This window comes from Lactococcus formosensis (assembly GCF_018403745.1).
Classification (GTDB): domain Bacteria; phylum Bacillota; class Bacilli; order Lactobacillales; family Streptococcaceae; genus Lactococcus; species Lactococcus formosensis.
In genome coordinates this window covers 298357-325112 of the sequence record NZ_BOVP01000004.1, presented here as the reverse complement: position 1 = coordinate 325112, position 26756 = coordinate 298357, and the positions used below count along the sequence as shown (strand labels likewise).

20 protein-coding genes are annotated in these 26756 nt (G+C 40.9%); 16 read left to right on the top strand and 4 right to left on the bottom strand.

Annotated elements, in window-relative coordinates; genetic code table 11:
• Nucleotides 1-8 precede the first annotated feature (8 nt).
• The 4 genes from KJS37_RS06870 to KJS37_RS06855 all read left to right on the top strand — a co-directional run bounded on the left by KJS37_RS06870 (nt 9) and on the right by KJS37_RS06855 (nt 5723).
• Nucleotides 9-1388, top strand: a complete 1380-nt coding sequence (locus tag KJS37_RS06870; RefSeq protein WP_213496551.1) for a glycoside hydrolase family 1 protein — start codon at nt 9-11, stop codon at nt 1386-1388.
• On the top strand, nt 1372-2262 hold the full coding sequence (locus KJS37_RS06865; protein WP_213496574.1) for an ROK family protein: 891 nt from the start codon (nt 1372-1374) through the stop codon (nt 2260-2262). Before KJS37_RS06870 ends, KJS37_RS06865 begins: the two co-directional genes overlap by 17 nt.
• 61 nt (nt 2263-2323) lie before the next feature.
• On the top strand, nt 2324-2665 hold the full coding sequence (locus KJS37_RS06860; RefSeq protein WP_035001249.1) for a DUF2200 domain-containing protein: 342 nt from the start codon (nt 2324-2326) through the stop codon (nt 2663-2665).
• A 382-nt stretch (nt 2666-3047) separates the two neighbouring features.
• Entirely contained in the window at nt 3048-5723 is a 2676-nt protein-coding gene (locus KJS37_RS06855) for a cation-translocating P-type ATPase (RefSeq protein WP_017369583.1), read from the top strand.
• Nucleotides 5724-5774: 51 nt separating this feature from the next.
• Here KJS37_RS06855 and KJS37_RS06850 read toward each other — a convergent pair whose 3' ends face one another.
• Together KJS37_RS06850 and KJS37_RS06845 are read right to left on the bottom strand one after the other, a co-directional pair.
• Nucleotides 5775-6716 (bottom strand): UbiA family prenyltransferase, encoded by a 942-nt coding sequence (locus KJS37_RS06850; RefSeq protein WP_019293541.1) that lies wholly within the window; start codon nt 6714-6716, stop codon nt 5775-5777.
• A gap of 104 nt (nt 6717-6820) precedes the next feature.
• A complete protein-coding gene (locus KJS37_RS06845; RefSeq protein WP_213496549.1) occupies nt 6821-7282 on the bottom strand; it encodes a GNAT family N-acetyltransferase in 462 nt (153 codons plus the stop codon).
• 185 nt (nt 7283-7467) lie between these two features.
• On the opposite strand from KJS37_RS06845, the gene KJS37_RS06840 reads away from it, so the two are divergent.
• From KJS37_RS06840 to rnr, 7 genes are all read left to right on the top strand, one after another.
• Nucleotides 7468-8640, top strand: a complete 1173-nt coding sequence (locus KJS37_RS06840) for an exonuclease SbcCD subunit D (RefSeq protein ID WP_213496547.1) — start codon at nt 7468-7470, stop codon at nt 8638-8640.
• A 2-nt stretch (nt 8641-8642) separates the two neighbouring features.
• Nucleotides 8643-11780 (top strand): SbcC/MukB-like Walker B domain-containing protein, encoded by a 3138-nt coding sequence (locus KJS37_RS06835; RefSeq protein WP_213496544.1) that lies wholly within the window; start codon nt 8643-8645, stop codon nt 11778-11780.
• 252 nt (nt 11781-12032) lie between these two features.
• Nucleotides 12033-13346 carry a GTPase ObgE gene (obgE, locus tag KJS37_RS06830; RefSeq protein ID WP_014024644.1) on the top strand — a complete coding sequence of 438 codons (1314 nt, stop codon included), beginning with the start codon at nt 12033-12035 and terminating at the stop codon, nt 13344-13346.
• Between the two features lie 18 nt (nt 13347-13364).
• Entirely contained in the window at nt 13365-13532 is a 168-nt protein-coding gene (locus KJS37_RS06825) for a hypothetical protein (protein WP_017369588.1), read from the top strand.
• Between the two features lie 128 nt (nt 13533-13660).
• A complete protein-coding gene (locus tag KJS37_RS06820; protein WP_213496542.1) occupies nt 13661-14185 on the top strand; it encodes a dihydrofolate reductase family protein in 525 nt (174 codons plus the stop codon).
• Between the two features lie 49 nt (nt 14186-14234).
• Nucleotides 14235-15353, top strand: coding sequence for an NAD(P)/FAD-dependent oxidoreductase (locus tag KJS37_RS06815; RefSeq protein ID WP_213496541.1), 1119 nt, complete (start codon nt 14235-14237; stop codon nt 15351-15353).
• A gap of 57 nt (nt 15354-15410) precedes the next feature.
• Nucleotides 15411-17438 (top strand): ribonuclease R, encoded by a 2028-nt coding sequence (gene rnr, locus KJS37_RS06810; RefSeq protein ID WP_276512725.1) that lies wholly within the window; start codon nt 15411-15413, stop codon nt 17436-17438.
• Between the two features lie 9 nt (nt 17439-17447).
• Here rnr and KJS37_RS06805 read toward each other — a convergent pair whose 3' ends face one another.
• Both KJS37_RS06805 and KJS37_RS06800 read right to left on the bottom strand, forming a co-directional pair.
• Nucleotides 17448-18035 (bottom strand): nicotinate-nucleotide adenylyltransferase, encoded by a 588-nt coding sequence (locus KJS37_RS06805; RefSeq protein ID WP_213496539.1) that lies wholly within the window; start codon nt 18033-18035, stop codon nt 17448-17450.
• A 478-nt stretch (nt 18036-18513) separates the two neighbouring features.
• The gene (locus tag KJS37_RS06800; protein WP_213496537.1) at nt 18514-20202 is read right to left on the bottom strand and encodes a hypothetical protein; all 1689 of its coding nucleotides are present in this window, start codon (nt 20200-20202) and stop codon (nt 18514-18516) included.
• A gap of 279 nt (nt 20203-20481) precedes the next feature.
• Between KJS37_RS06800 and KJS37_RS06795 the strand changes: the two genes are divergently transcribed.
• The 5 genes from KJS37_RS06795 (at nt 20482) to KJS37_RS06775 (ending at nt 26743) form a co-directional block, all read left to right on the top strand.
• The gene (locus KJS37_RS06795) at nt 20482-21945 is read left to right on the top strand and encodes a nicotinate phosphoribosyltransferase (RefSeq protein WP_017369594.1); all 1464 of its coding nucleotides are present in this window, start codon (nt 20482-20484) and stop codon (nt 21943-21945) included.
• Nucleotides 21946-21949: 4 nt separating this feature from the next.
• Nucleotides 21950-22438: a GNAT family N-acetyltransferase gene (locus KJS37_RS06790; protein WP_017369595.1), complete on the top strand. Its 489-nt coding sequence runs from the start codon at nt 21950-21952 to the stop codon at nt 22436-22438.
• 2 nt (nt 22439-22440) lie between these two features.
• Nucleotides 22441-23265 carry an NAD(+) synthase gene (nadE, locus tag KJS37_RS06785; RefSeq protein ID WP_213496534.1) on the top strand — a complete coding sequence of 275 codons (825 nt, stop codon included), beginning with the start codon at nt 22441-22443 and terminating at the stop codon, nt 23263-23265.
• A gap of 114 nt (nt 23266-23379) precedes the next feature.
• Nucleotides 23380-24081, top strand: coding sequence for an ABC transporter ATP-binding protein (locus tag KJS37_RS06780; RefSeq protein ID WP_017369597.1), 702 nt, complete (start codon nt 23380-23382; stop codon nt 24079-24081).
• Nucleotides 24082-24085: 4 nt separating this feature from the next.
• Entirely contained in the window at nt 24086-26743 is a 2658-nt protein-coding gene (locus tag KJS37_RS06775) for an FtsX-like permease family protein (RefSeq protein ID WP_213496532.1), read from the top strand.
• Nucleotides 26744-26756: the final 13 nt, after the last annotated feature.

Below are 26756 nucleotides of genomic sequence, written 5' to 3'. Positions count from 1 at the left end.
GTTTAAACATGAAAAAATTTCCTGAAGGATTTTTGTGGGGTTCAGCTTTATCCGGTCCACAAACTGAAGGTTATTCTCTAAAAGAGGGTAAATCTGCTTCTACATGGGATTACTGGTTTAAAGAAAACCCTGAAAGATTTAATGAAAAACAAGGCCCAGAAATAACTTCTAATCTTTACGAAAATTACGTAGAGGATTGCCAACGGATGAAAGCTATCGGGCTTAATTCGATTCGTACCTCTATCCAATGGACACGACTACTTCCTGACGGTAAAACGCTCAACCCTCAGGCGGTTGATTTTTATAGAGATTATTTTACAAAGATGAAAGAAAATGGTGTTAAACCGATAATTAACCTTTTTCATTTTGATATGCCCATGTGGCTGATGGATAAGGGCGGTTGGGAAACACGAGAATCTGTGGAAGCTTTTCGTTTTTATGCCCAAACAGCTTTTGAATGCTTTAGTGATTTAGTTCAGGATTGGACCACTTTCAATGAACCAATGGTTCATGTGGAGTGTGGTTATTTACAAGGCTTTCATTATCCTGCAATTGTCGATATCAAAAAAGCTGTTCAAGTGGCTTATCATACCTTAATGGCACATGTAAAAGCTGTTCAAACCTTTAGAAAACTTATGCCGCAAGGCTCCATTGGTATTATCCTCAACGTGTCTCCGAGCTATGCACGGAGTCAGACAGACCCAGACTTAAAAGCTAAAAAAGCCGCTGATTTAGTCAATATAAAAAGCTTTCTTGATCCTGCGGTGCTTGGAAGGCACAACAGCGATCTGGTTGAACTTCTCAAAAATAACCAACTCTTACCTGAAACATTGCCAGAAGATGAAAAAGATGTAGCAGCGAATACAGTAGACTTTATCGGTTTAAATTATTACCAACCGAGTCGCGTTCAAGCACCTGAGGATGCGAGCTTCCCCGCCAAAACCTTAGATGATTTTTACCAACCTTATGATTGGCCTGAAAAGAAAATTAATCCTTATCGTGGGTGGGAGATTTACCCGCAAGCTATTTATGATGTAGCAATGATGATGAAAAAGGAATATCATAATCTTCCTTGGTTTGTCAGTGAAAATGGCATGGGTGTAGCTGATGAGGAGCGGTTTATGGATGATTCAGGTATGATTCAAGATGATTATCGCATTGAGTTTATGAAGGAGCATCTCAGTTACCTTCATCAAGCGATTGAAGAAGGAAGTAATTGCTTTGGTTACCATACTTGGACCTTTATTGATTGTTGGTCTTGGCTGAATGGCTATCGCAACCGCTATGGTTTTTATCGGGTTGATTTGGAAGAGGATTATAAACGTACCGTGAAAAAGAGCGGACTTTGGTATAAGACATTAAGTGAGCGAAATGGATATGAAGAATAATAGACAGAATCTTGCCGTGTTTGATATTGGTGGCACAGCAGTAAAATATGGTTTATGGGATGGAGCAAGACTTCTGCACAACGCTTCTTTCAAAACACCTCAAAGCTTCGAAATGCTTACTGCGAAAATGGGCAGTATTATCAAAGATTATCCACAGCTTAAGGGCATAGCGATATCGTCTCCGGGTGCTGTCAATACGAAAAAAAGAAGAATTGACGGAATCAGTGCTGTACCCTATCTGCACGATCGTCCGATATTTGATGAAATTGAACAATGCTTTGACTTGCCCGTGGCTATCGAAAATGATGCCAATTGTGCAGGGATTTGTGAAATTGATTATGGTGCAGGAAAAGAAGCCCAGAATGCTGTTTTTTTAGTCATAGGTACAGGAGTTGGTGGAGCTATCTTTATTAACCGCAAGCTTTATAAAGGTGCGCATCTTTTTGCTGGCGAGTTTGGTTTGATGAAAAACACGAAGCATAAAACTTTTAGCGAAACCGGACCATTGCTTAAAGCTGCGGAAACTTATTCCAAAGAGACAGGACAGAAAATTTCAGGTAAGGAACTGTATGACTTAATGGATCAAAAAAATCCCCAAGCTACTTTATTTATCGAAAATATGCTGGAGATTATTTCTGATTATTTATATAATATCCAAGTTTCACTTGATCCAGATATTATTATCATTGGTGGGGGAATGTCAGCGCGGAAAGATTTGCCAGAAATCCTCCAGAAAAAATTAACAAAACGGCTGCAAAACTATGATATAGCTCATATCCTGCCAAGAATTGAAAGTTGTCATTATATGAATAATGCAAATCTGATTGGGGCAGCTTTAAATTTTTACACTATTTTCCCAAAAGCTCAGAGATGATTTGACAAAAAAACCAGCGCTCTATATACTTAAAAGAAAAGGCTTTATAGAGGTACAGAATATGGCAAGCACTGATCGTGTAAAACAGATGAAATTTGAAACCGTTTATCCGCTTTACTTGGCAAAAGTAGAGAAAAAAGGACGGACAAAAGAAGAATTAGATGAGATTTTGACTTGGTTAACAGGATATACGAATCCTAGCCAGCTCACGGGTAGCTTGGGGCAATTGATCGAAAATCAAGCCTTTAATGACAATGCACCTCTTATCACAGGAGTGATTTGCGGCGTTCGTGTAGAAGACATCGAAGACAACTTCATGAAAAAGCTACGTTATATGGATAAAGTAGTGGATGAACTCGCTAAAGGGAAAAGTCTGGAAAAGATTAAAAGAGCAACTCCATAACTCCTGGACACAATAAGGGTTTCTGAGGTCTGACTGAGTCCAATTCTTGCAATTGGTGAGGGAATTTGTTATTATTAAAGAACAATATTGAATATGAATTCCCAAAGGGGAGTAGCGTCGGTGCAAGCCGAAACAAAGTCGTCATTCCGTGAGCATTATTCTCACCGGCTTTGTTGACATGGATATGACATGTTTAGCAAGACCTTTGCCATTTTTTTGGCAGGGGTCTTTTTAATACGCTACACACAAGCATTGAAAGATGTTCATGCTGGAGGGAAAATCATACTATCTATCGATTGCCGCAGCGTCTTATTCGTTTCGAATCAAAAAATATTGCTTTTGATATCAAGCGTCATATTTAACTATTGGAGAAGGAGCTAAAATGGAATTCTACAACAAAGAAACAGAGCTTGTCCTTGAGGAATTGCAGACAACCGTTGAAGGTCTAACGGAGCAAGAAGTCAAAGAAAGACAAGAACGAGACGGCTTTAATGAGCTAAAGAGTAAAGACAAAGTTCCAACTTGGAAAATATTACTGGACACTTTTAAAGATCCGATGGTTATTGTCCTGCTGATTGTTACCATTGTTCAGCTGGCATTAGGCGAAGTGGTTGAAGCCTGTATCATCCTTGGTGTAGTACTGATCAGCTCAATCGTTACTGTGATTCAAACCAAGAAAGCAGAAAGTTCATTAGATGCCTTGAAGCAAATCTCAGCGCCTCATGCAAAAGTATCACGTAATGGTGAAAAAATAACGATTCCAGCCCGTGAACTTGTTGTGGGTGACCTTGTCTTGCTTGAAGCAGGTGACTTTGTTCCTGCCGATGGACGTGTACTGACCTGTAAGAGCTTGCGTGTAGAAGAAGGCATGTTAACAGGTGAGTCTGAAGCAGTTGAAAAGACAGATGTAGCGCTTGAAGGGGAACTTCCTTTAGGTGACCGTAAAAACATGCTCTACAGCGGAGCACTCACCGTTTATGGGCGTGGAGAATTTATCGTTACCGGTACCGGAAGTCAAACAGAGATTGGTAAAATCGCCACGCTCCTTGAAACGGCTGAAGATAAACAAACACCCTTGCAACAAAAACTGGAGAAATTCAGTAAACAACTGGGTATTGCTATCCTGATTCTCTCTGTTGCTATCTTTGCGATCCAAGCGGCACGTATCTTCTTTGCTGGAGACGGTGCAAATATTGAAGTGAAGATGTTAGATGCCTTTATGTTTGCCGTTGCCGTTGCTGTTGCCGCTATTCCAGAGGCACTTTCTTCGATTGTAACGATTGTCCTTTCAGTAGGTACAAACAAAATGGCAAAACAACATGCCATCATTCGTAAGTTGCCTGCAGTTGAAACTTTAGGTTCAACAAGTGTTATCTGTACGGATAAAACAGGGACCTTGACCCAAAACAAAATGACGGTTGTCGATTACTTTTTGCCTACAACCAAAAAAGAAACTTTCCCAGATCAGCCAGAAACTTGGACGGCGGACGAAGCACTGCTGATTGAAGCAGCTGTCTTGTGTAATGACTCAAGTATCAATGAAGAAGGGCAAGAGCTCGGCGATCCAACGGAAGTTGCACTTATTGCTTTTAGCAACAAGGTAGGTAAACCTTATCAAGAACTTCGTGAAGCTTACCCTCGTTTAGCAGAACTTCCTTTTGATTCCGACCGTAAGTTGATGTCAACGATTAACCTTATTGATGATGAGAAACTCATGTTGACTAAGGGTGGACCAGACGTGATGTTTGCACGTTGTTCGAAAGTTCTCATCAACGGTCAGGTCCAAGACTTTACTGAAGAATTAAAAGCAGAATTCCAAAAACAAAATGAAGCATTCAGCAATAAAGCACTCCGTGTTTTGGCTTATGCTTACAAACCTTTGGCGCAAGACAAAGAAGTTCTGGATTTGGAAGATGAAAATGACTTGATCTTGATTGGTTTAACAGCCATGATTGACCCACCACGTGAAGCTGTTTATGACTCTATCGCGGAAGCGAAAAAAGCAGGTATCCGTACAGTGATGATTACGGGTGACCATAAAACAACAGCGCGTGCGATTGGGCAAGATATCGGTCTCTTTGGGGAAAACGACATTGCTGTGACGGGGCAAGAATTAGATGCTATGTCAGAGCAAGAGTTGGATGATAACTTGGCAAAAATCTCTGTTTATGCGCGTGTGTCACCAGAAAACAAGATTCGTATTGTTCGCGCATGGCAGAAGAAAGCAAATGTTACTGCGATGACTGGTGACGGAGTTAATGACGCCCCAGCCTTGAAACAAGCCAATATCGGTATTGCTATGGGTTCAGGGACAGACGTTGCTAAAGATGCATCATCAATGATTTTAACCGATGATAACTTCGTTTCTATTGTTAATGCTGTAGCGGTTGGACGTACAGTCTACGATAATATTAAAAAATCAATTGGTTACCTCTTCTCAGGTAACTTAGGGGCGATTATTACCATTGTTTTTGCCTTAGTTATGAACTGGGCAAGTCCATTTACAGCCCTGCAATTGCTCTTCATCAACTTGGTAAATGACTCTGTACCAGCGATTGCCTTGGGTATGGAAAAAGCAGAACCCAATGTCATGAAGAAAAAACCACGTCCTTCTGACGAAGGTATCTTCGAAGGCGGTTTGATGGCAAGTGTTGCGGTTCGTGGTGTATTGATAGGTATTGCAGCGATAATTTCTCAATATATCGGAATGCAAGTTTCCGATGAGTTGGGTGTAGCTATGGCCTTCACAACTCTCATCTTGGCACGTAGTTTACAAACTTTCACAGCACGTTCAAATTCACAAACAATACTTTCATTGGGCCTCTTCTCTAATAAATATGTTCTAGGTGCGGTAGTATTCTGTCTCGGACTTTACAGCTTGACAACCTTACCTTTCACACGTGAATTCTTCAGCATTCCGGCAAACTTCAGTATGCACTACTGGTTACTTGCTGCTGGTCTTGCTTTAGGTGCTGTCTTGATGATGGAAATCATCAAAGCACTTCGCGTACTTGTGAGTCAGAAAAAAGCAAAAGCAACAGTTAATAAAGTAGGTTAATTATCCTTTAAGAAAATATAAAAAACGCTCCCAGCTTTTGGAGCGTTTTTTTTAGTTAAAGATAATAGCAATAAACAAAGTCAAAGCCAAGCTGCCATTGTAAAGAATTAGATTTTTAATTTGATAATGAAAGGTTTCGCTTTTGACTTGCTTGTGGAGGAATTTTTTCATATTAGGAATCAACTCGAAGAGGATGAGCAGCATTAAGGCAGACCATATAGGCAAAATACCTAAGATTATCGCTAGACTAACACAAAGAGCAGGAATGATATACATGACTTTATAAAGCACTAAGCTGGCAGGAATTTTAAGATAATAAGGTAAGGTGAAACGTTGATTGCGAATGTCTTGTTCCAAATCACAAATGTTATCGGAAAGCATGACATTGAAGTTCTGACAGAAACACATAATACCTATGAGAACAATCGGAAGAAGTTGGGAAAAATCCCACGTCCAGTTCATTTTCCAGCCGTCAAATTGAATGAAAAAGTACTGTAAATCATAAGAATTAATATAAACAGCAAGGAAGAAACCGAAAAACCCCTCGCATAGGCCAGCTAAAATTTCACCTAAAGGAAAGCGACTGAAAGCAAAGGGGCCATAAGTATAAAAGATTGCTACAAGAAAGCAGAGCCCGCCAACGGGTAAAATGGCAAGATTGGTGATAAGCATAACTGCAAGCCCAACTACGATATCGATGAAAAGAAAGAGCAGGCAAATTTTTAGTGCTAACTTAGGGTTGATATTGCGATTGCTAATGATATTTTGCTGGGTTTTATATTCTGGATCCAGCGCTTTATGGTAGTCCATCAAATTATTCCATGCGGAAACAAAAAGGTTGATAGCAGCAAGCCCAATCAGAAAAAGAAGGGTTGGTAAAAGATGAAAAGAGTGAAAATACCATAGCGAGAACATAATTCCTGCAAGTGGCGAAAGCAAAGCCACGGGTAAGGTTTGGATTCTTGTAAAGTTAAGAAATGTTTTGACGTTCATAATGAGAATTATATCACAAAAAAAGAGGCTTTCTTAGTTGGAAAGAAAGATAGACAGTGCTCCAAGCTAAAGTACTCAAATCTCTTCTTCAGTAAAAAGTTAAATTATAATTCTTTTTGCATATTAATATCAGTAATTTCAAAACCCATTTTTTTATAGACGTGTAAAGCTCTAGAGTTACTTCCGAAGACATGCAAAGCTATGGATGAAAAGCCAAGTTGCTTAGCTTGAAAACTAATTAATTCAAGAGATGTGGAGCCGAAACCTTGATTTTGAAATTCTTCATAAATTTCGAAATCGTAAATAAAAGCAGTTCGAGCATTCTCTGTACTTTGAGCAATCCAAATATAACCAATGACCTCTCCCTTTTCAAGGATAGAATAAAAATAGTTATTGGGTGTTTGGAGGCCTTCAGGCAGGAGTAAATTGTATTCTGCCTGAGCCTTTGAAAAAGCCTGTTCTTCAGTCCAAGTACCGTTTAGGACTTTTTCTTTAGCAAAGGTTTCTACGGCGGAGAGCATGTAGTGTTGAAATCTTTCTTGTGTCATTTCAATAAGTTTTAGCATATTTCTCCTTAATTTTAAAAATATCTGGTATGGCTGAGCCTAGTTTTTCTTAAAGTATACCATAGGCGAGGATAAAGAAGTGATGAATAAATATTGGCCACATGGGGAAATCTCCCCATTATTTTGTCTTTAACTTTTATGAGGTATAATAGAGGAAGCGAAAAAGTAGAAAAGGGCTGAAATTAGTGAAATTTTTACATACATCAGATTGGCACATTGGCAGAACCTTGAACGGTTGGAGTCTTTTAGAAGAGCAAAAGCACGCCTTTAAAATTATGCTGGCCGCAGCCAAGCAAGAAAAGGTTGACGGTATCATCATTGCAGGAGATCTTTATGACCGGACAGTTCCGAGCGCAGCAGCTGTGACGACCTTTAACGAAATGCTGCGAGAAATGAATATTCAGGAGAATTTTCCTATTTATGCAATTTCGGGAAATCACGACGGAGCACGACGACTAAATTATGGGCGTGAATGGATGGAATTTAACCAGTTGCATTTGAATACATTATTAGAAGAAGCTTTTGTACCCATTGAAACAGCGGAGATCCAAATGTTCTTGCTTCCTTACTTTGATCCAGCTGATGCGCGTGTTTATTTTTTACAAGCGGGTATGCCAGAAGAGGAAGTGAAAGAAATTAAAACCTTGTCTCAGGCATTAGAACTAGTACTTGAAAAAATGCGAGAAGGCTTTCACCCTGAGAAAAAACAAATTTTAGTGACTCACTTTGCTGTGAGCCCTTCTGCAGATCAGGAGATTGAGCTGACAAGTGAAACCAAGTCCAAAGCTGGGGGGCTAGCTACTGTCACAGTCCTGCAGTTTGTGGATTTTGATTATGTTGCTTTGGGGCATATTCATACACATCATGCTTCACCCAGTGAGACAGTACGTTACTCAGGAAGTCCTGTCAAATTTAATATCAAAGAAGCGAAAACGAAAAAAGGCTATTATATCGTAAATTTGGCAGATAAGATTGAGACTGAGTTTTTCGAAATTCAACCGCAGACGGATTTGGTTGCTCTTACTGAAGAGTGGGAAACGCTTATTGATCCAGAATTTTACCAGCAACAACCTTTGGAATCTGCTTGGTTTGCTATATGTATTAAAAACTTTGACCGCTTTGCTCATGCTGGGCAAAATTTACGTGCTCAACTTCAGAAAATCTATGGCACTATTGTCGAACTGGATTATGAAGATAAAGAACGCATCATAGAGCAAGAAACCCATCAAAATATGGAAATGATGAGTGAAGAAGAAATCGTGCAAAATTTCTACCAACAGGTGGCAGGAGAGGGACTTAGTCCATTTCAGCGAACTTTTATCGAAGAAACTTTTATTGACTTGAGAGGGGAGAAGTAGACATGAAACCAATTTACTTAGAAATGAATTATTTCGGACCTCACGCTCACTCGGAAATTGATTTTAGAGCTTTAGATGAAGCACCATTATTTTTGATTAGCGGCGATACGGGTGCTGGAAAATCTACGATTTTTGATGCAATGACTTATGCTCTTTTTGACAAGACGACAGGAGATCGTGAAGCGAGAGAGATGCGCAGCCAGTTTGCACAACCAGACCAACGTACCGAAGTTACTTTCTATTTTGAGCAAGGTAACTTTCTTTATAAGGTACAACGCTGTCCCGAGCAAGAAGTCTTTAAGAAAAGAGGAGTAGGCACTAAGACGGAAAAAAGTCAAGCCAGCTTAGCTATTGTAGATAGGGTATTTGGCACAGAGCAAGCCAGTTTGGCTACAAAACCGGTTGATGTTGCAAGTGAAATATATGGTCTTTTAAATCTTAGCGCCGAGCAGTTCAAGAAAATCATTTTACTTCCACAAAATGACTTCTCACGTTTTTTAAAATCGGCCACCAATGAAAAAGAAGAAATTCTGAAGAAAATTTTTGGTACGGCAATTTTTACGGCATTTTCCGATGAAGTGCGGAATCAATATACAAAAAACAATCAAGAAAACGCAGCCCTTGATTCAATCTTGCAAAGTCAATATAGCTCTTCTGTCTGGACGGAGGAAGAAGCCAAAGCTTTGGAAGAATGTCCAGATAAGGAAAAATTTGAAAAAGCGACAGAATTTCTAGAGCAAAAGCAGATGCAAGAAAGCAAGGCTCGTGACTTAGCAAAAATAGTGCAGCACCAAGTAGAAACTGTTGATAAAGCTTATGAAGATGCCTTGCTGCTGGAACAAGAGTTCCTTGAAGCAGAAAAGACTCAAAAAGAATATCAGGAAAAAATAGCAGAGCAGGCAGCGCTCTATGAGCAACAGAAAGAAGACTACGAAGCTCGCAGCTGGGCGCAACAATTTAAGGATATTTTACGTGACTTGGAAAGGGTTGAAAAAGAACTAGAAGCTAACCAAGTACGTGAAGCTGATTATCGCTCAAAAGCCGAGCAAGAACAGAAAATACTTGGAGAAGTGAAAAAACGTGAGCAAGATTTAGATCAGAAAGCTTCAGAATTTGAAGAAAAAGGTAAGGGCATTGAAGAGCTGACTCGCACGATTACGCAAGCCGAGCAGGCAGAAAAACTTATCCGGCAGAAAAAAGATTTGGAGAAAAAGATTGTCCACTTGCAGCTTAAGCAAAGTGAGACAGATGTGCCCCTAAAAGAAGCACAAGTCAAACTTGATCAATTACAAAAAGAGATCCTTGATGAGAGTATCTTGCAGGAGGAAAAAGATGCTTTAAGTCGTCTAAAGTTGGACTTTCACCAGAAACTTTCTCCTTTAGCAGAATATTTGGAGCGCTTAAAACAAGAAAAACAAGTTGCACAAAAGGAATTAAACTTTGCTGAGGAAAACATTACGACACTGCAGCAAGATTTTATGCTCAAACAGGAAAGTTATCAGGAAAAGCGAAAATTACGCCAAAGTCTCATGATTGCTCAACTGCAAAAGGAACTCGAAGATGGTTTACCATGTAAAGTTTGTGGTGCTACAGAACATCCTTTATCACATGTTGAGCTTGATGTTTCTGACGATGACCTAAAAGCAGCTATGCAACAAGTTGACGAAGCTCAAGAAGCCTTTGCTGCTGCAGAAGAAAGGCAAGAAAAGGCTCAAAGCGAACTTGAAATGGCTCAAAAACAAGCTGCAGAAAAAGCTGAAACATTGCAAGAAATGGAGCAGAAGTTTGACCAAGCCTACAGTCAGTTTTGTCAAGCACATGAAGGCAGTTTTCCTAAAATGTTTAGTCATCAAGAGCTCAATATCATTTTTCAAGCTCGAGAAGACAGTTATAGGCAAAAAAGCACTGCACAAAAAGAACGTTCCCTGGAGAAAGAGAAGCTGTCTGTTTTAGTAGAAAACTTAGAAGCTGAACGTCAAGGGTTGTTTCAGGAGAGCGATAAAGTCAAGGCACAGCTCGAAACAGTCGCTCAAAGTTTAGCTGAGTTTGGGCAACTGCAACCCAGTCAAGCTCTAAAAGAGCAGAAGGTTATATTGCGCCAAGAAGTCGATAACTATTATACAGAGTGCCAAGAGGTGCGTGAGAAGATAATAGCCCTTGAAAAGCGTTATGCAGAACAGAAAGCAAAACATGAAGAACGTCTGATGCGTATTGAAGAGCAAAAAGTGAAGCTTCAAGAAGGACAGCGCATTATTCAGAACGCATTGGCAGCCCCAAATGCTTGGGCCAATGATTTAGTCACGCTGAAAAATTGGCTTACAGAGGATAAACTGCCTGAAATTTCCAAGTTTATTAATACTTATGAACTTGAGGAGAAACGCTTGAATCGTGCTTTAGCAAAGTATGAGGAAAAATTAAGCGGTAAGCAAAGACCTGATCTTACTGAGTTGAGAGAAGAAAAGCAAGCCTTAAACGAGCGCTATAGTCAAGCGCAAAAGACAGTTATTGAGCTATCCAATACACGCCAACAACTCGAAACAACGGTTGCTAAGATTGAACAAATACTTGAAACACAAGGAAAGGCAGCGGATAAGGCGCGTGAAATGACTAAGCTCTACAATGCGATAGCAGGAAAAACAGGAGACAAGCTCAAGCTTGAAACCTTTGTTGTCCAACATTATCTGGAAAAAGTTTTGATTTATGCTAACCAGCATTTCATCAATCAACTTTCCAATAACCGCTATCGCTTTGAGTTGGCCAAAGAATCCGCCAATAAAAGGCGCGATCATGGCTTGGACATCAGCATCTATGATAATGAGACAGGTGCCTTACGTTCATCCAATACTTTGTCGGGTGGAGAAACCTTTATTGCAGCTCTGTCAATAGCCTTGGCACTGAGTGAAGTGGTGCAAAATTCTGCGCAAGGGGTTCAAATAGAAGCACTTTTCGTCGATGAAGGATTTGGCTCACTTGATCAAGAAACACTCCAAAAAGCCATGACAGCGCTCGAGCAAATAGGAGAAAACCGTCTTGTTGGCCTTATCAGTCACGTAGAAGAAATGAAAGACTCAATCGCACAGCAACTGCGTGTCGAAAAAGTCGGAGACGGACGAAGTCAGGTAAAACTCTTTTCGAAATAAAATCTTTTAGTCAGAAACCAAGATAAAAAGTTCCGACTGCTTTCCAAAGTAGCCTTTTGAGAAAAACAATGAAATATGGTAAAATAGTAGAGTTCAAAACTCTACTCACAAAGGAGTGTGGAGTGAGATGTATGGGAAAAAGCTTTTCCAGCAAACAGCAGTAAAAAATGATGAAGTTTAGTCCTGCTGGAAAATCGAACTCGAACCAAATAGAAGAGCGCATGCTTTTAGGAAGAAATAGGAAAAATAAAAATGAGCTTGTTTTTAGATACAGCTAGAATTGAAGTAAGAGCTGGTAAAGGTGGAGACGGAGCAGTCGCTTTTCGTCGTGAAAAATATGTACCAGACGGTGGTCCTGCTGGTGGCGATGGCGGACGCGGTGGTGATATTATCTTCCGTGTCGATGAAGGGCTTTCTACTCTGATGGACTTTAAATACAACCGTATTTTCCGTGCGAAACCAGGTGAAAAAGGTATGAACAAAGGGATGCACGGACGTGGAGCAGAAGATTTGATTGTTAAAGTTCCGCAAGGGACCACAGTCAAAGACAATGAAACAGGACAAGTAATTGTGGATTTGATTGACAAAGGTCAAGAGTTTGTGGTTGCTAAAGGTGGTCGTGGCGGACGTGGAAACATTCGCTTTGCAACACCACGTAACCCTGCACCAGAAGTTGCTGAAAACGGTGAACCAGGGGAGCAAAAATGGCTTATGCTTGAATTGCGCGTCCTTGCTGATGTTGGTTTAGTAGGTTTCCCTTCTGTAGGTAAATCAACCCTTTTGAGTGTTGTCTCTAATGCACGACCAAAAATTGGAGCTTATCACTTTACCACAATCACACCAAATATTGGTATGGTCCAAATTGGCTACGGTGACAGTTTCGTTATGGCGGACATGCCTGGACTGATTGAAGGTGCACATTCGGGTGCTGGTTTAGGGATTCAGTTCTTACGTCATATCGAGCGTACACGGGTTCTCTTGCATGTTTTGGATATGTCAGGCATCGAGGAACGTGATCCTTACGAAGATTATGTAACCATCAATAAAGAATTGGAAAGTTACAATCTTCGCTTGCTTGAACGTCCACAATTGATTGTGGCCAACAAAATGGATATGCCAGATGCGCCAGAGATTCTTGCAGATTTCAAGAAAAAGTTAGCTGAAAATCTACCTGAAGGGCAAGAAATGCCTCAAATCTTTGAAGTTTCTGGTCTGACAAAAACAGGCTTGCAAGGTCTGTTGGCACGTACAAGTGAACTCTTAGCTGAAACACCAGAATTCTTGTTGTATGAAGACGAAGACTTCATCGATGAAGAAGCATACTATGGCTTTGAAGAAGAAGAAAAACCATTCAGTATTTCACGTGATGATGATGCCGCTTGGCGCTTGTCAGGTACTAAGCTTGAGAAACTCTTCAAGATGACTAACTTTGATCGTGATGAATCTGTCATGAAATTTGCGCGTCAACTCCGTTCAATGGGTGTTGATGAACAACTTCGTGCGGCAGGCGCACGTGATGGTGACTTGGTACGTATCGAGAAATTTGAGTTTGAATTTGTAGATTAATAGCGTAGGAGGATTGAGATGGGCTTTAAGATTATTTCTGACCGTGATGAAAACGGTGAATTTATTGCCTCAGCAGATTTTTGGACAGACGAACGGATTGATGCTTTGATTAAGAAATATAATCCCTCAGGTAAACTCCGCCTCTCTAAAGCTGCACAAGTAACAAATGAAAAAGAAGATGAATAAAAAGAAGACCATGTTTTTCATGGTTTTTATTTTTATAACATGGTAGAAAACAAGAGCAATTAGCTTGAATTTATAATTTAGTCTTGCTAAGCTGAATGAAGCAAGTTAAGAAACGAAAAGGAGATCACATGGCAGTAAAACTTTTTATCGCCCAAACATTAGACGGGTATATCGCTGATAAGCAGGATAATTTGGATTGGCTGATGGCTGTTGAAGGAGAGGGAGACAATGGTATATCGCGATTTCTCTCATCTGTAGATATTGTTATCATGGGCAGCAGAACTTACCAATGGCTTTTAGATCAAAGGCTAGAAACATGGCCCTATGAAGATAAAATGACTTATGTATTTTCAAGACAAACTTGGGAAGACAAAACCAATATCAAGTTTGTGCATCCAAGTAATCTAACATCATTTGTCAAAGAGCTTCAAGGAGAAATCTGGTTAGTTGGTGGTGGCCAGCTGATTAAGGATTTCATGGAAGCTGATCTTATCGACGAATATCAAGTAACAATTGCTCCAGTTATCTTGGGAGAAGGCATCCCGCTCTTCCCACATGGGAAATATGCGGCAGACTTAGAGTTTCGAGGAACGACACGATACGGACAATTTGTTGAGCTTTCCTATAAGCGTAAAATGAAAACAAAAAGTTAGTTAAAAGATTAGGTTGACTTAAAAGAGTACCATATGGAATAATAAAATTATGAAAAAAATAGCGATTATTGGTGGTGGCATCATTGGGATGACTTTGGCCAATTACTTAGATACAGAAAAATTTGATATTACAGTTTTTGATTCTGGCAATAATCAGGCGACAGGTGCCAGTGCAGGGATTATTTCTCCTTGGTTGTCCAAGCGAAGAAACAAACAATGGTATGCTTTAGCCAAAGATGGCGCTGCTTTTTTTGAGCAGCTTGTCAAAGACTTCAGCTTAGATGAAAACATTTACGAAAAGTGTGGGACGCTCTTCGTCAGAAGTCCACAAGCGCTTCAAGACCTCGAACAGCTTGCTTTAGAGCGACGTGCAACGGCACCAGAGATTGGGGAAGTGCGCCATCTCACCACAGAAGAAACGACAGCTATGCTGCCCTTGCTAAAACCTGTCGAAAGCTTATACATCTCTGGAGGCGCACGACTTGATGGAAAAGCTTACTTGCAACATCTTCGGAAACGTGCCCAAACCCGCGGTGTCCGTGTAGTAAGCGAAGAAGCCCAAGTCAAGAAGGAGAATGCAAAATGGCGAGTGACTTCAGTGCAAGAGGAAGTGGAAGTAGAAGTAGATGAACTTGTTTTGACACCGGGACCAGCATTGAAAACTTTACTGGATCAACTGGGTTATACAGCCAAAGTATCGCCCCAGAAAGGGCAACTGTTGTCTTTTGAGACCAACTTTGAGACAGAGAAATGGCCGGTTGCTTTCTTAGAAGGTGAAGCCGACCTGATTCCTTTTCAAAATGGCCGTCTACTTTTGGGCGCAACGCATGAAAATGAAGCAGGCTGGGATTTAGAACCGACACAAGAAGCTTTTGAGCAACTGACTAAAGGCGTGCAAACCTTCTTGAAGGAAGATTATTTTGCAGACACAACTTATAGCTACCGTGTTGGGACCCGCGCCTATACTGACGATTTTGCACCTTTCTTTGGCCCTGTAGAGCAGGAAGAAGGCTTGAGTGTTGCGAGTGGGTTAGGTTCCTCAGGACTAACTACAGGACCTTACATTGCCTATCTTTTAGCACGACATTTAAATGCAAATCATTCAGAATGGGAGATGAGTCATTATCAAAAGGAAATGAATCTCTATGTGAATAAAAAAGAAGAATGAACACAAAAAACATTTCAAAACAAAAGACGTCTCGTAGGGTGTGTTATAATAGAAAAGATAGATTTAAAAAACAGAAAGATAATAATGGCAAAAATATCAGATTTAATTATTAATACACCAGAAAAAAACGAAGTTGAAGGCGTTTTTCATAAGCATCCGAAGGGATTTGGCTTTGTGAACCCGCTCGATGCGATTGACAAGAGTAATGACATTTTCATCTCACCAAAATTTACCAAATCAGCAATGGATGGAGATACAGTCCTTGTTCGTGTGCTTCATCAAAAAAATGCCAAACGTGGTGCAGATGGACAAATAATCAAAATCACAAAACGTTCAGTGACGGAAACTGTTGGGAGCTACCAAAGCTTATCCAGCCGTCAAAGCAAACTTACAGGCTACAAAGGTACGATTCAACTTTACAATGATAAAATCACAGATCCTTTATACATCAAGCAGCCGCTGCCTGAAGTACAAGAAGGTGATGTTGTCAGCGTTAAAGTAACACAACATCCCGATGAAAATAAAGCATTTGAAGGACAAATGTTAGAAATTATCGGACACAAGGATGATGTGGGGATTGATATTTTAGAAGTGCTTTGCGCTATGAAAATTCCGCAAGAATTTACAGCAGAAACAATGGCGCAGACCGAAGCAATCCCAGAGGAATTGACGGAAGAGGATTTTGCAGGGCGTGACGATTATCGCTCAGAAATCACTTATACAATTGATGGTGAAGATTCGAAAGACTTAGATGATGCCATTCATGTTAAGAAGTTAGACAACGGAAATTATGAACTGGGTGTTCACATCGCTGACGTTTCTCACTATGTTACTGACGGCTCACCTTTGGATGATGAAGCTTTTGCGCGTGCTACATCTGTCTATGTTACCGATCGTGTCGTGCCAATGTTACCTGTTAAGCTGTCCAATAACCTCTGTTCATTGAATGAAGCGCAAGAGCGTTTGACGATGTCCTGTGTTATGGAAATCAATAGCTCTGGTAAAATTATCAATTATAAGATTGGTCCGTCTGTGATTAAGACAACTTACCGTATGACTTATTCAACAGTAAACAAGATGCTCAATAAAGGGCAAGAAGGACATCGCGAAAGTTTAGAGCAATTTCCTAAAATTGTGGATTCTGTCGCTATCGCTGGGGAACTTCATGCACTGCTCGAAGAGATGCGTCATCAACGTGGCATGATCGAATTTGACGAAAGTGAAGCAAAAGTTATCTTAGATGAAAAAGGTCACGCGATTGATGTTGTGAAACGTGAACGAGGTACAGCAGAACGGATGATTGAATCCTTCATGTTGGCAGCCAACGAAACGGTTGCACTTGATTTCCAAAAGAAAAAATTGCCGTCACTTTATCGCGTACATGACAAGCCGAAAGAAAAAGCATTTGCTAAATTAATGGAAAAGGCGGCTGATGCTGGCTTTAGCTTGAGTTCAAACTCTCATGAAGCTGTGAATTACTTTGCGGAAGAGATTAAAGGAACGGCTTTTGAAAAAACACTGACATATCAATTGCGCCACACGATGTCGACTGCTCTTTATTCGGAAAAAAATACACAGCACTATGGTTTAGCTGCGACAGACTACACTCACTTTACCAGTCCGATTCGTCGTTATCCGGACTTGATCGTGCATCGTTTGCTTCATCTTTATCCAAAAGATCACTCAAACCGTACGAAAGAAGAATGGAAGGAACGTTTACCGGAAATCGCTAAACAGTCTTCTGACATGGAACATCGTGCAGTGGTGACAGAGCGAATCGTAGATGCCATGAAAAAAGCGGAGTATATGCAAGATCATATCGGTGAAGTTTACTCAGCAACCGTAACTGGTGTTCAAAAGTTTGGTCTTTTCATGGAACTTGATAATACGGTTCAAGGTTTGATTCGTACAGTCAATCTTCACACAGGTGTTGAAGAAGCCATTGAATTCGATGAAGAAGAAGATATTTTCAAAGGTAAAAAATCGGAAAAAACTTACCGTATGGGTGATGTCCTAAAAATTCGTGTCATTTCAGCCAATAAACGTAAGGGAACCGTTGATTTTGAAGAAATTATCGAAGATTAATAAAAAGCTCTATCCTTCAAGATAGAGCTTATTTTTTTTTATATAATCAATAACAGATTGAGGCATGAGATAAGCAGGCTCAATTCCATCTTTAAACATCTTACGTAAAGAAGTACTGGATGCAAAAGAAAGAGGTAAGTCCACCCATTGGACAGGATAAGGGCTTTCAATGGCCGTGGTTGAACGTTGAACAGCCACAAACTGAACCATATCGAGTAAAGCTTCAATTTTGTACCATTTCGGAAGATACTCTACCATATCGCTACCAATGATAAAATAAAAATCTGTATCTGGATAATCTTGAGTGAGGTGCTTCATCGTGTCATAGGTGTAAGATTTCCCACCACGTGCAACTTCCCCCAACTCAAGTGATAAACGTGGACTGTCTGCAATTGCCAGCTCCAGCATTTTCACGCGATGCTCCGCCGAGATAGTTTTTTTCTCGTCAACATGTGGAGGAAGAGCCTCTGGCATGAGCCAGACCTTGTCTAAATCAAGACGTTGAGCGACCTGATCAGCCATCATCAGATGGGTAAAGTGGACTGGGTTAAAGTTGCCACCCAGAATTCCTATTTTGTTTCTTTTTGCTTGTTCCATCAGTGGATATACAGCTCCTTTTTAATTCTTTTCATATTATAGCAAAAAACAAGTGAACATAGGCTTCACTTGCTTTTAAGGGAGGCTATCCGTGCGAGAAATACTTAGCATTGATCGCCAATGCAAAAGTAGGGAGGCACTGCGACTGTTGTTAGCACTCGCATATTGAGGGACTTAGGGAAACTAAACTTCCTTGTGCAAGAGTTAACGCCGGTAATTGAGAGGGCAAAGGCGCATGGAACAGAACAATAGGAGTAATATCTGGTGCAAGGGGGCAGCTAGATTAGTGAAGCATTCGGTTGTCCTAGTCCACCTTGACCTTCATTATCTCTTAACCGGTTATTAATAGCTCGTCGTTTAAAGCCGAAGTATAACTGACCAAAAGAGTCTGGCTTCAGACTACAAGAAGCCTGGACTTCCTTTTATATTTTCCAACCATTCTTTACTAATTTAGTATTTGTTAGTACTAAAGCTCCTTTTATTGCTGGAGAATCGGATCTTCCCCTACTTGTGAGAGAAGCAGCGCAGGGAGGATAGGTTTCATCTCGGAAATATTCCACGGGCGCCAGTTGTTGTCCGTCTCCCAAGTTAGATCCCAGCCAAATACTTTGTTGCTGGCCCCGCCTCCGACAGCTGTTCGGGTCCAGAACTCGTCAAAGTCAAAGGGATGGTCCGATGCATTGACTGCTAGGGCTTCTTGGTTTTCTGACACCATTTCTGGACTCGTTCTTGTCCCGAACATAATATCTCCAATCGACAATACAAAGGCCGTTTTTTCTCCGGATTCATCAACAGTAGTAATGTAATCATGCGCATTCTTGCCCAATGGATTATCCCAAGGGTTTTCTAATTCTTCAACCTCTATTGCTCTATCTGAACCATAACTTACAGGAAGGACGCGTGCTTGTAAACGTTGTGGGAGCATGCCGTAAAAGCTGTTGGCTATGGCTTTCACATCCGACATTTGATAATCCGATGTAGCGCCAAATCGGCTTATGCCAATATGATTTCTCGGGACAACCAGATGTCCGCCTCCGCCGTGTGGCCCTAGGTATTCGTACTCTGCACCTTCCACATGGAAACTTCCTCCGGGCTTAATATCGCCATTAAAGTTTGGAATGTCGGTCAGGCCCATACGCTCTACCAAATCTCGTGCACGTGCTGTATCTCCACCTTCTTCAAAGAAACGATTAATATTATCTTCTGTGGGGGAGACCATATTGCCTTGAACAAGGATGGCATAGTACCAAGAGCCTGGCTCTTTCTTAATCGCATCTGCCATATCTGTTTGGTCGATAAGGTAAGAGGTGGCTTGTCCTGGTTGGAGATAAGACGCCCAGTAAGCATAACCCGTCTCCTCATCGACAACCCAGTAACGCCCGACTTTTTCATGTTCTGGTAAGTCTTCCCATTGTGCCATGGTCATTGGCGGACGTTCCTCTGTTACAGTATGTTTAACTGCTTGCTCGATGGGGCGGCCAGGGAAAAGAGGTGTACGGTCTGCTTCATCTTTTTCAGCTTCAGCAGGGTCAAAGTTTTGGAAAAAGTTGCCATGTCGTAGGAGTTGGAGGTGTACCCAGTAACCCTCTGTCCCGTCTCCGGGATGTGTCGCACCACCATCGACATAGTCGCGTGCATCACCAGCAGCGGCAGTCCGCTCATCGCCGCGGTCATGATTAAAGGTGGGCATATAGGGGACACCCATTCTGTCTCTTTGCGCTTGGTTACGGCTGGCCATCTCATCGGCAATCCCCCCTCGACGAGAAAAACCAAAGGACCAATCGGCATAACGGTCAAAAGCTTGACTCGGCGAGCTGTCGAGACGGTTGTGTATATCATCAGCCGCAGGTTGCCAGACGGTCCATGTGTCGACATATCTACGCTCAGCATCTCTCACGATAGATTCATCGTTCTTGGACAAGAACTCTTTGAGTTGGACACGAACCAGTAAGGGCTCGTCGCCATAGTTTTCGACAAAGACGTCCTTATTTCCTGTCTCATCGCTGTAGTAATCGTGGATACGACCAGCTGCGCCCTCGTTGTTCCATCCTTCACGGTCATTGGTTGCTCGTTGGTTAAAGGATTGAAAAGCAAAAGTGCCTCCGATTAAGGCGAGGAGAGCTAGAGCTGCTATATTCCGAAGTTTCTTTTTTTGCTCAGGTATCATATATTTTTACCCCGTCAAGTATTTTACGTATTTTAGTAATCTTCGTTATACTAATATAATATTATTGTAATGTTTTTCTTATTAAAATCAAAATAATATTATAGAAATGGAGTAAAAAAGGAGAACATTAAGCTTTTTACTTTTTTGATGAGGAGAAGCTTAAATTTGACAAGAAGAAAACGAAAATATATGAGTCGGGAGAGATGACAATACAATTTACCGTTAAATTTTGTTAAAATAGAGTTAGAATATAATTTGTCACTCATAAAAGGAGTCACCATGTCACTATATCCAGACGATAGTTTAACTTTACATACAGATCTTTACCAAATAAATATGATGCAGACCTACTGGGAGCTTGGGCGTCATAACCGCAATTCTGTTTTTGAAGTCTTTTTCCGTTCAATGCCTTTTGAAAACGGCTATGCTATTTTTGCAGGTCTGGAACGCATGGTTAACTACTTGAACAATCTAAGATTTACCGAAACAGATATTTCTTATCTGCGTGATTTAGATTATCCTGAGGATTTTTTGGACTATCTGACACAGCTTCGTTTTACAGGTACGGTGCGTGCTGTCCAAGAAGGGGAACTCGTTTTTGCCAACGAACCTTTGGTTCAGATAGAAGGACCGCTGGCTGAATGTCAGCTTATCGAAACGGCTGTCCTCAATATTATTAATTTCCAAACACTGATTGCAACCAAGGCGTCACGCATCAAGTCTGTGATTGGTGATGATCCTTTGCTTGAGTTTGGTACACGCCGTGCCCAAGAAATGGACGCTGCTATTTGGGGGACACGTGCGGCCTATATTGGTGGTGCAGATGCCACAAGTAATGTGCGTGCGGCTAAGATTTTCGGCATTAAACCAAGTGGAACACATGCGCATGCTTTAGTTCAGAGCTATGGCAACGATTATGAAGCCTTTAAAGCGTATGCGCAGACACATAAAGATTGTGTCTTCCTTGTGGACACTTATGATACTTTGAACATTGGTGTTCCGGCAGCTATTCGTGTGGCACGTGAATTTGGTGACAAAATCAATTTCCAAGGTGTCCGTATCGACTCTGGAGATATGGCCTATATCTCGAAAAAAGTACGTAAGCAACTGGATGAAGCTGGCTTTACTGATGCCAAAATCTACGCCTCAAATGACTTGGACGAGTCAACAATTTTGAACTTGAAAATGCAAAGAGCGAAAATTGATGTTTGGGGTGTAGGTACTAAACTCATCACGGCTTATGATCAGCCTGCGCTTGGCGCTGTCTACAAGCTCGTCTCTATGGAGGATGATCAGGGCGAAATGCAAGACACCATCAAACTGTCGAGCAACGCAGAGAAAGTTTCCACGCCTGGGAAAAAGCAAATCTGGCGTATCACAAGAGAAAGTGACGGTAAATCTGAAGGGGATTATATTACTTTTGACGGGGAAAGACCAGACCAGAGTGAGGAAATCTATATGTTCCACCCTGTGCACACCTTCATCAATAAAAATGTACGTGACTTTACTGCCAAACCTCTACTTAAAGAAATTTTTGTCAAAGGCCAGCAAGTTTATCCTTTGCCTACCTTAGAAGAAATTAAAACTTTTGCTGAAGCCAACTTGACCGAACTTTGGGATGAATATAAGCGCAACCTCAATCCCCAACCATATCCCGTTGACTTATCACAAGAATTATGGAACCATAAGATGCGTTTGATTAGTCAAGTACGCACCAAGGTTTCTGGAATGAAATTGGATTGATACTATGAGAATAAAAAATATTGAATTAGGACATGCTGAAGCATTTGGTCAGCTCCAAATGGAAATTTTTCAAGAAAATAATTTTATGCTGGTTGAACCTGACGAACATAAGACCAAACTTCATGAATTAGCTAATCAAGTTGCCTCAACGGACTTTTTGATGGGTGCCGACAATGATCAAGGTGAATTAGTTGCCTTCTTAGCTGCCTACCGTGGCACTTACCGTCGTAATAGGCATTGTGCTAAAATTGTCATTGCTGTGCTTAAAGATTATCGTCGTCAAGGGATTGCGAGCCGGCTCTTTGTAGCTTTAGAAGAATGGGCACGTAAAGAAGGAGTTTCACGTTTAGAACTCACAGTGGCAATGAACAACAGTGCAGCTATTTCATGTTATAAAACAAACGGTTTTGTGATTGAAGGAGTACGTAGCCAATCTCTTAAAATCAATGATGAATGGGTTGATGAATTTTATATGGCTAAAATTTTGGAGTGAATATGTCTTTACAAGAAAAAATTATCAAAGAATTAGGTGTTAAACCAACAATCGATGCACAAGAAGAAATCCGTAAATCAGTGGATTTCCTCAAAGACTACTTAAAGAAATATCCTTTTATTAAAACCTATGTTTTAGGAATTTCTGGAGGGCAAGATTCAACATTGGCTGGCCGCTTGGCACAGATTGCCATGGAAGAAATGCGTGCAGAAACGGGAAACGAAGCTTATACATTTGTAGCTATTCGTCTGCCTTATGGTACACAAGCAGATGAAGCTGATGCGCAAAAAGCACTGGACTTTATTAAACCAGATAAAAGTTTAGTTGTGAATATCAAAGAAGCTGTTGATGCTCAAGTTGCTGCTTTAGAAGCAACTGGTGTGGAGATTTCTGACTTTAACAAGGGAAATATCAAAGCCCGTCAACGTATGATTAGTCAATATGGGATTGCTGGTGGGATGCAAGGTGCTGTCTTGGGAACAGACCATGCAGCTGAGAATATTACTGGCTTTTATACGAAGTTTGGTGATGGTGGCGCTGATTTATTGCCGCTCTTCCGTCTCAATAAACGTCAGGGTAAAATGTTGCTCGCTGCTTTGGGTGCCGAAGCTTCTCTTTATGAGAAAGTTCCGACAGCAGACTTGGAAGATGGTAAGCCTGGTTTGGCAGACGAAGTTGCTTTGGGCGTGACTTATGAGGATATCGACAACTATACAGAAGGCCGCTCAATCAGCCCTGAGGCACAAGAAAAAATCGAAAATTGGTATCTTAAAACAGAACACAAACGTCACTTACCCATTACCGTTTTTGATGATTTTTGGAAATAAAAATATAAGAAGACGTGAGCGCTTAGGCTGGCGTTTTTTTATACCTAAATCAATAAAATGCGAGTTGAGAGTATGGTATAATAGAGTAATATAAACGCTTACAGGAGGGATATTATGTCCTATATTGAGATAAAAGATGAATCAAAAATTTATCAATCTGGTGGAGAAAAAATCTATGCCAATGATCATGTAAACTTTGCAATCGAGAAAGGGGAGCTTGCGGTTATCCTAGGCACATCAGGTGCGGGTAAATCAACGATTTTGAATATTTTAGGCGGCATGGATTCTAGTGATGAAGGGCAAGTAATAATTGATGGTATAAATATTGCTGAGTTGTCTGCTAAAGAATTGATCACTTATCGTAGACGTGACGTTGGTTTTGTTTTTCAATTTTATAACTTGATTAATAATTTGACGACCAAGGAAAATGTCGAATTAGCTTCAGAGATTGTCGAAAATGCGCTTGATCCTGTAGAAGTTCTTCAAAATGTCGGCTTGGGTCATCGCTTGGATAATTTTCCCTCACAACTTTCAGGGGGAGAACAACAACGTGTGGCTATTGCGCGTGCTATCGCTAAAAATCCTAAAATCCTTCTCTGTGATGAACCAACCGGAGCATTAGACTATCAAACAGGTAAGCATGTACTGAAAATACTGCAGGACATGTCGCGCGTTCAGGGTGCAACAGTGATTATTGTGACCCATAATGCTGCCATTAGTCAAATTGCGGACCGTATCATTCATGTCCATGATGGTCGAGTCAAGGAGATTACGGTCAACGACAGTCCGGCAGATATCGAAACGATTGAGTGGTGATTCGATGAAAACAAAAACCCTCAATAAAAATATAAGGCGGTCGATTACTGGATCCTTTGGACGTTTCATATCTATTTTCTCCCTCATGGCTTTGGGGGTCTTTGCCTTTGTCGGTTTAAAAATGTCTGGGCCAAATATGAGGGCAACGGCTGAGGAGTTCTATGCGCGGCATCACTTGGCAGATTTGAGCATTACCTCAACGATGGGTTTAAATGCATCGGACCAAGCGCTTATTCGTCAGGAAAATGGACTCAAAACGGTGGATTTTGGCTACTTTCGTGATGTTTTGTTGCCCGATAAGAAAACTTCCTTGCGTATTTTCTCGCAAGCAGATAACCTTTCGACTTATGAGCTCATTGCAGGGGAAATGCCCCAAAAAAGCAATGAAGTTGCCCTTGATTTTCTCTACCAAGACAAGTATAAGCTTGGCGATACAATCCGCGTAACCGAAGAAAAAAATGGGGGATCATACCTTCTAAAAAACCATGAGTTTAAGCTGGTCGGTTTTGTCAAATCAAGTGAATTTGTTGATAAAAGTCTATACGGTCCGACCAATATAGGAACGGGACAGCTTAACGGTTATGCCGTTGTTCCTCCTGAAGCTTTTCAGTCAGATGTGTATATGATTGCACGCTTGAGTTTCAAAACCATGCAAGGCCTCAGTCCATATGATCCAAAATTTACGGAACGCTCGGACTATTACGAACAGACACTCAAAAAATTATTGGAGCGACAACCTGAGAAGCGTTTAGCGGAGATAAAAGAAGAGCCACTAGCTCAGTTAAATCAAGCCCAAGATAAACTGAAAGCAGAAGAAATAAGACTGCAAGAATCACAGAATGTGCTCAATCAACAAAAAGCTTTAGCTGGTGAAAATCCTCAACTCCAAGCCCTGCAGGAAAGTTTGAATACAGGTAAAGCAAAACTTGTAGAAAGTAAAACTCAACTGCAAGAACAGAGAGATAAACTAGCAGCGCTTGAAGCTCCAGAATATACCGTAAATAATCGCAAAGAAGGAAACCCGGGCTATCAAACCTTTGTTGATAATTCCACTCGTATCGATGCCCTCTCAAACATTTTTCCCGTCGTGCTCTTTGCGATTGCCGTACTTGTCAGTTTAACGACAATGACACGTTTCGTGGAAGAAGAGCGTGGCAATATGGGCTTACTTAAAGCCTTAGGTTACACTAATGCTCAAATTCGCAAAAAATTTATCGTATATGGAACTGTTTCAGCCTGTGCCGGTGCAACTGTAGGTGTTATTTTAGGTCATGTTGTGCTGCCACATGTGGTATTTAACGCTTATTCGGCCTCCTCGACATTTTCAGGATTGATTTTGACTTTCTCACCTTTCTGGACGCTTGTTTCCTTTGTGATTGCGCTTGCCTGTACCGTTTTTCCTGCTTATTTGGTGGCTCAATCTGAGTTGCGTGGCGCACCAGCGGCACTCTTCTTAGCCAAACCACCTAAAGCAGGTTCGCGCATATTCTTGGAGCGAATCAAGCCGATTTGGAAGCGTATGAGCTTTACTTATAAAGTAACAGCACGTAACCTTTTCCGTTACAAACAGCGAATGTTGATGACTATTGTTGGGGTTGCGGGATGTACAGCACTTCTTGTTATGGGCTTTGGTATCCGGGATTCTATCTCAGGGCTTAGTCAACGACAGTTTGGCGAAATTTTACACTACAATATGCTTGCGGTTTCTCAAGATAACTTGAATAAACAGGAGCAAGATGAACTTGACCAGTTTTTACAGTCAGACAATATTAAGTCTTACGCTCCAGTTCACTTTGAACAACTGCATCAAACGATTAACGATAATCGTCAGGATATTAGTTTAATGGTTCCGGAGAAGGAAGAAAACTTTAAACAGTTTGTAACACTGCGTAATCGTGTAAGTAAAGAGAAGCTGTCTTTACCAAAAGAGGGTGCAGTAGTAAGTGAAAAATTGGCAGAATTGCTTGGAGCAAAAGTTGGTCAGACTATCTCGTTAAAAACCAATCAGGATAAAATAGTAAAAATAAAAGTTGCAGGCATTACCGAGATGTATATGGGGCACTATATTTTTATGAGTCAAAACCAATATAAGGGGCTGTTTAATGCACCAATAAAGACAAATGCGCATCTCTTGAAGCTTCGAGATACGTCAAAGGCTAAAAGTCAAGCCGCTTCGGCTGACTTTATGCGAAATGCTGGGGCGCTCACTGTATCGCAAAATAGTGATTTACAAAATACAATCGATGCCTTTTTACACGGGATCAACAGCGTCATGTTTGTACTTATTGGCTGTGCTATTCTATTGGCTATCGTTGTTATTTATAATCTTACCAATATCAACGTTTCTGAGCGAATTCGAGAGTTGTCAACGATTAAAGTACTGGGCTTCTATGATCGTGAAGTAACACTCTACATTTATCGTGAGACGATTTTACTGAGTTTTATGGGAATATTAGCTGGCTTTGGCTTAGGGGCTTACTTCCACCATGTGATTATTACCATGTTGCCAACTGATATGATTATGTTTAATCCCAATCTGCTATGGAGTAACCTGTTGCTCTCAACACTCATTACCTTAGCTACAACTTTAGGCTTAAGTATTGTCGTCCACCTGAAACTCAAAAATGTCGATATGCTGGGTGCATTAAAGTCTGTGGATTAAAAAAAACTGTAGA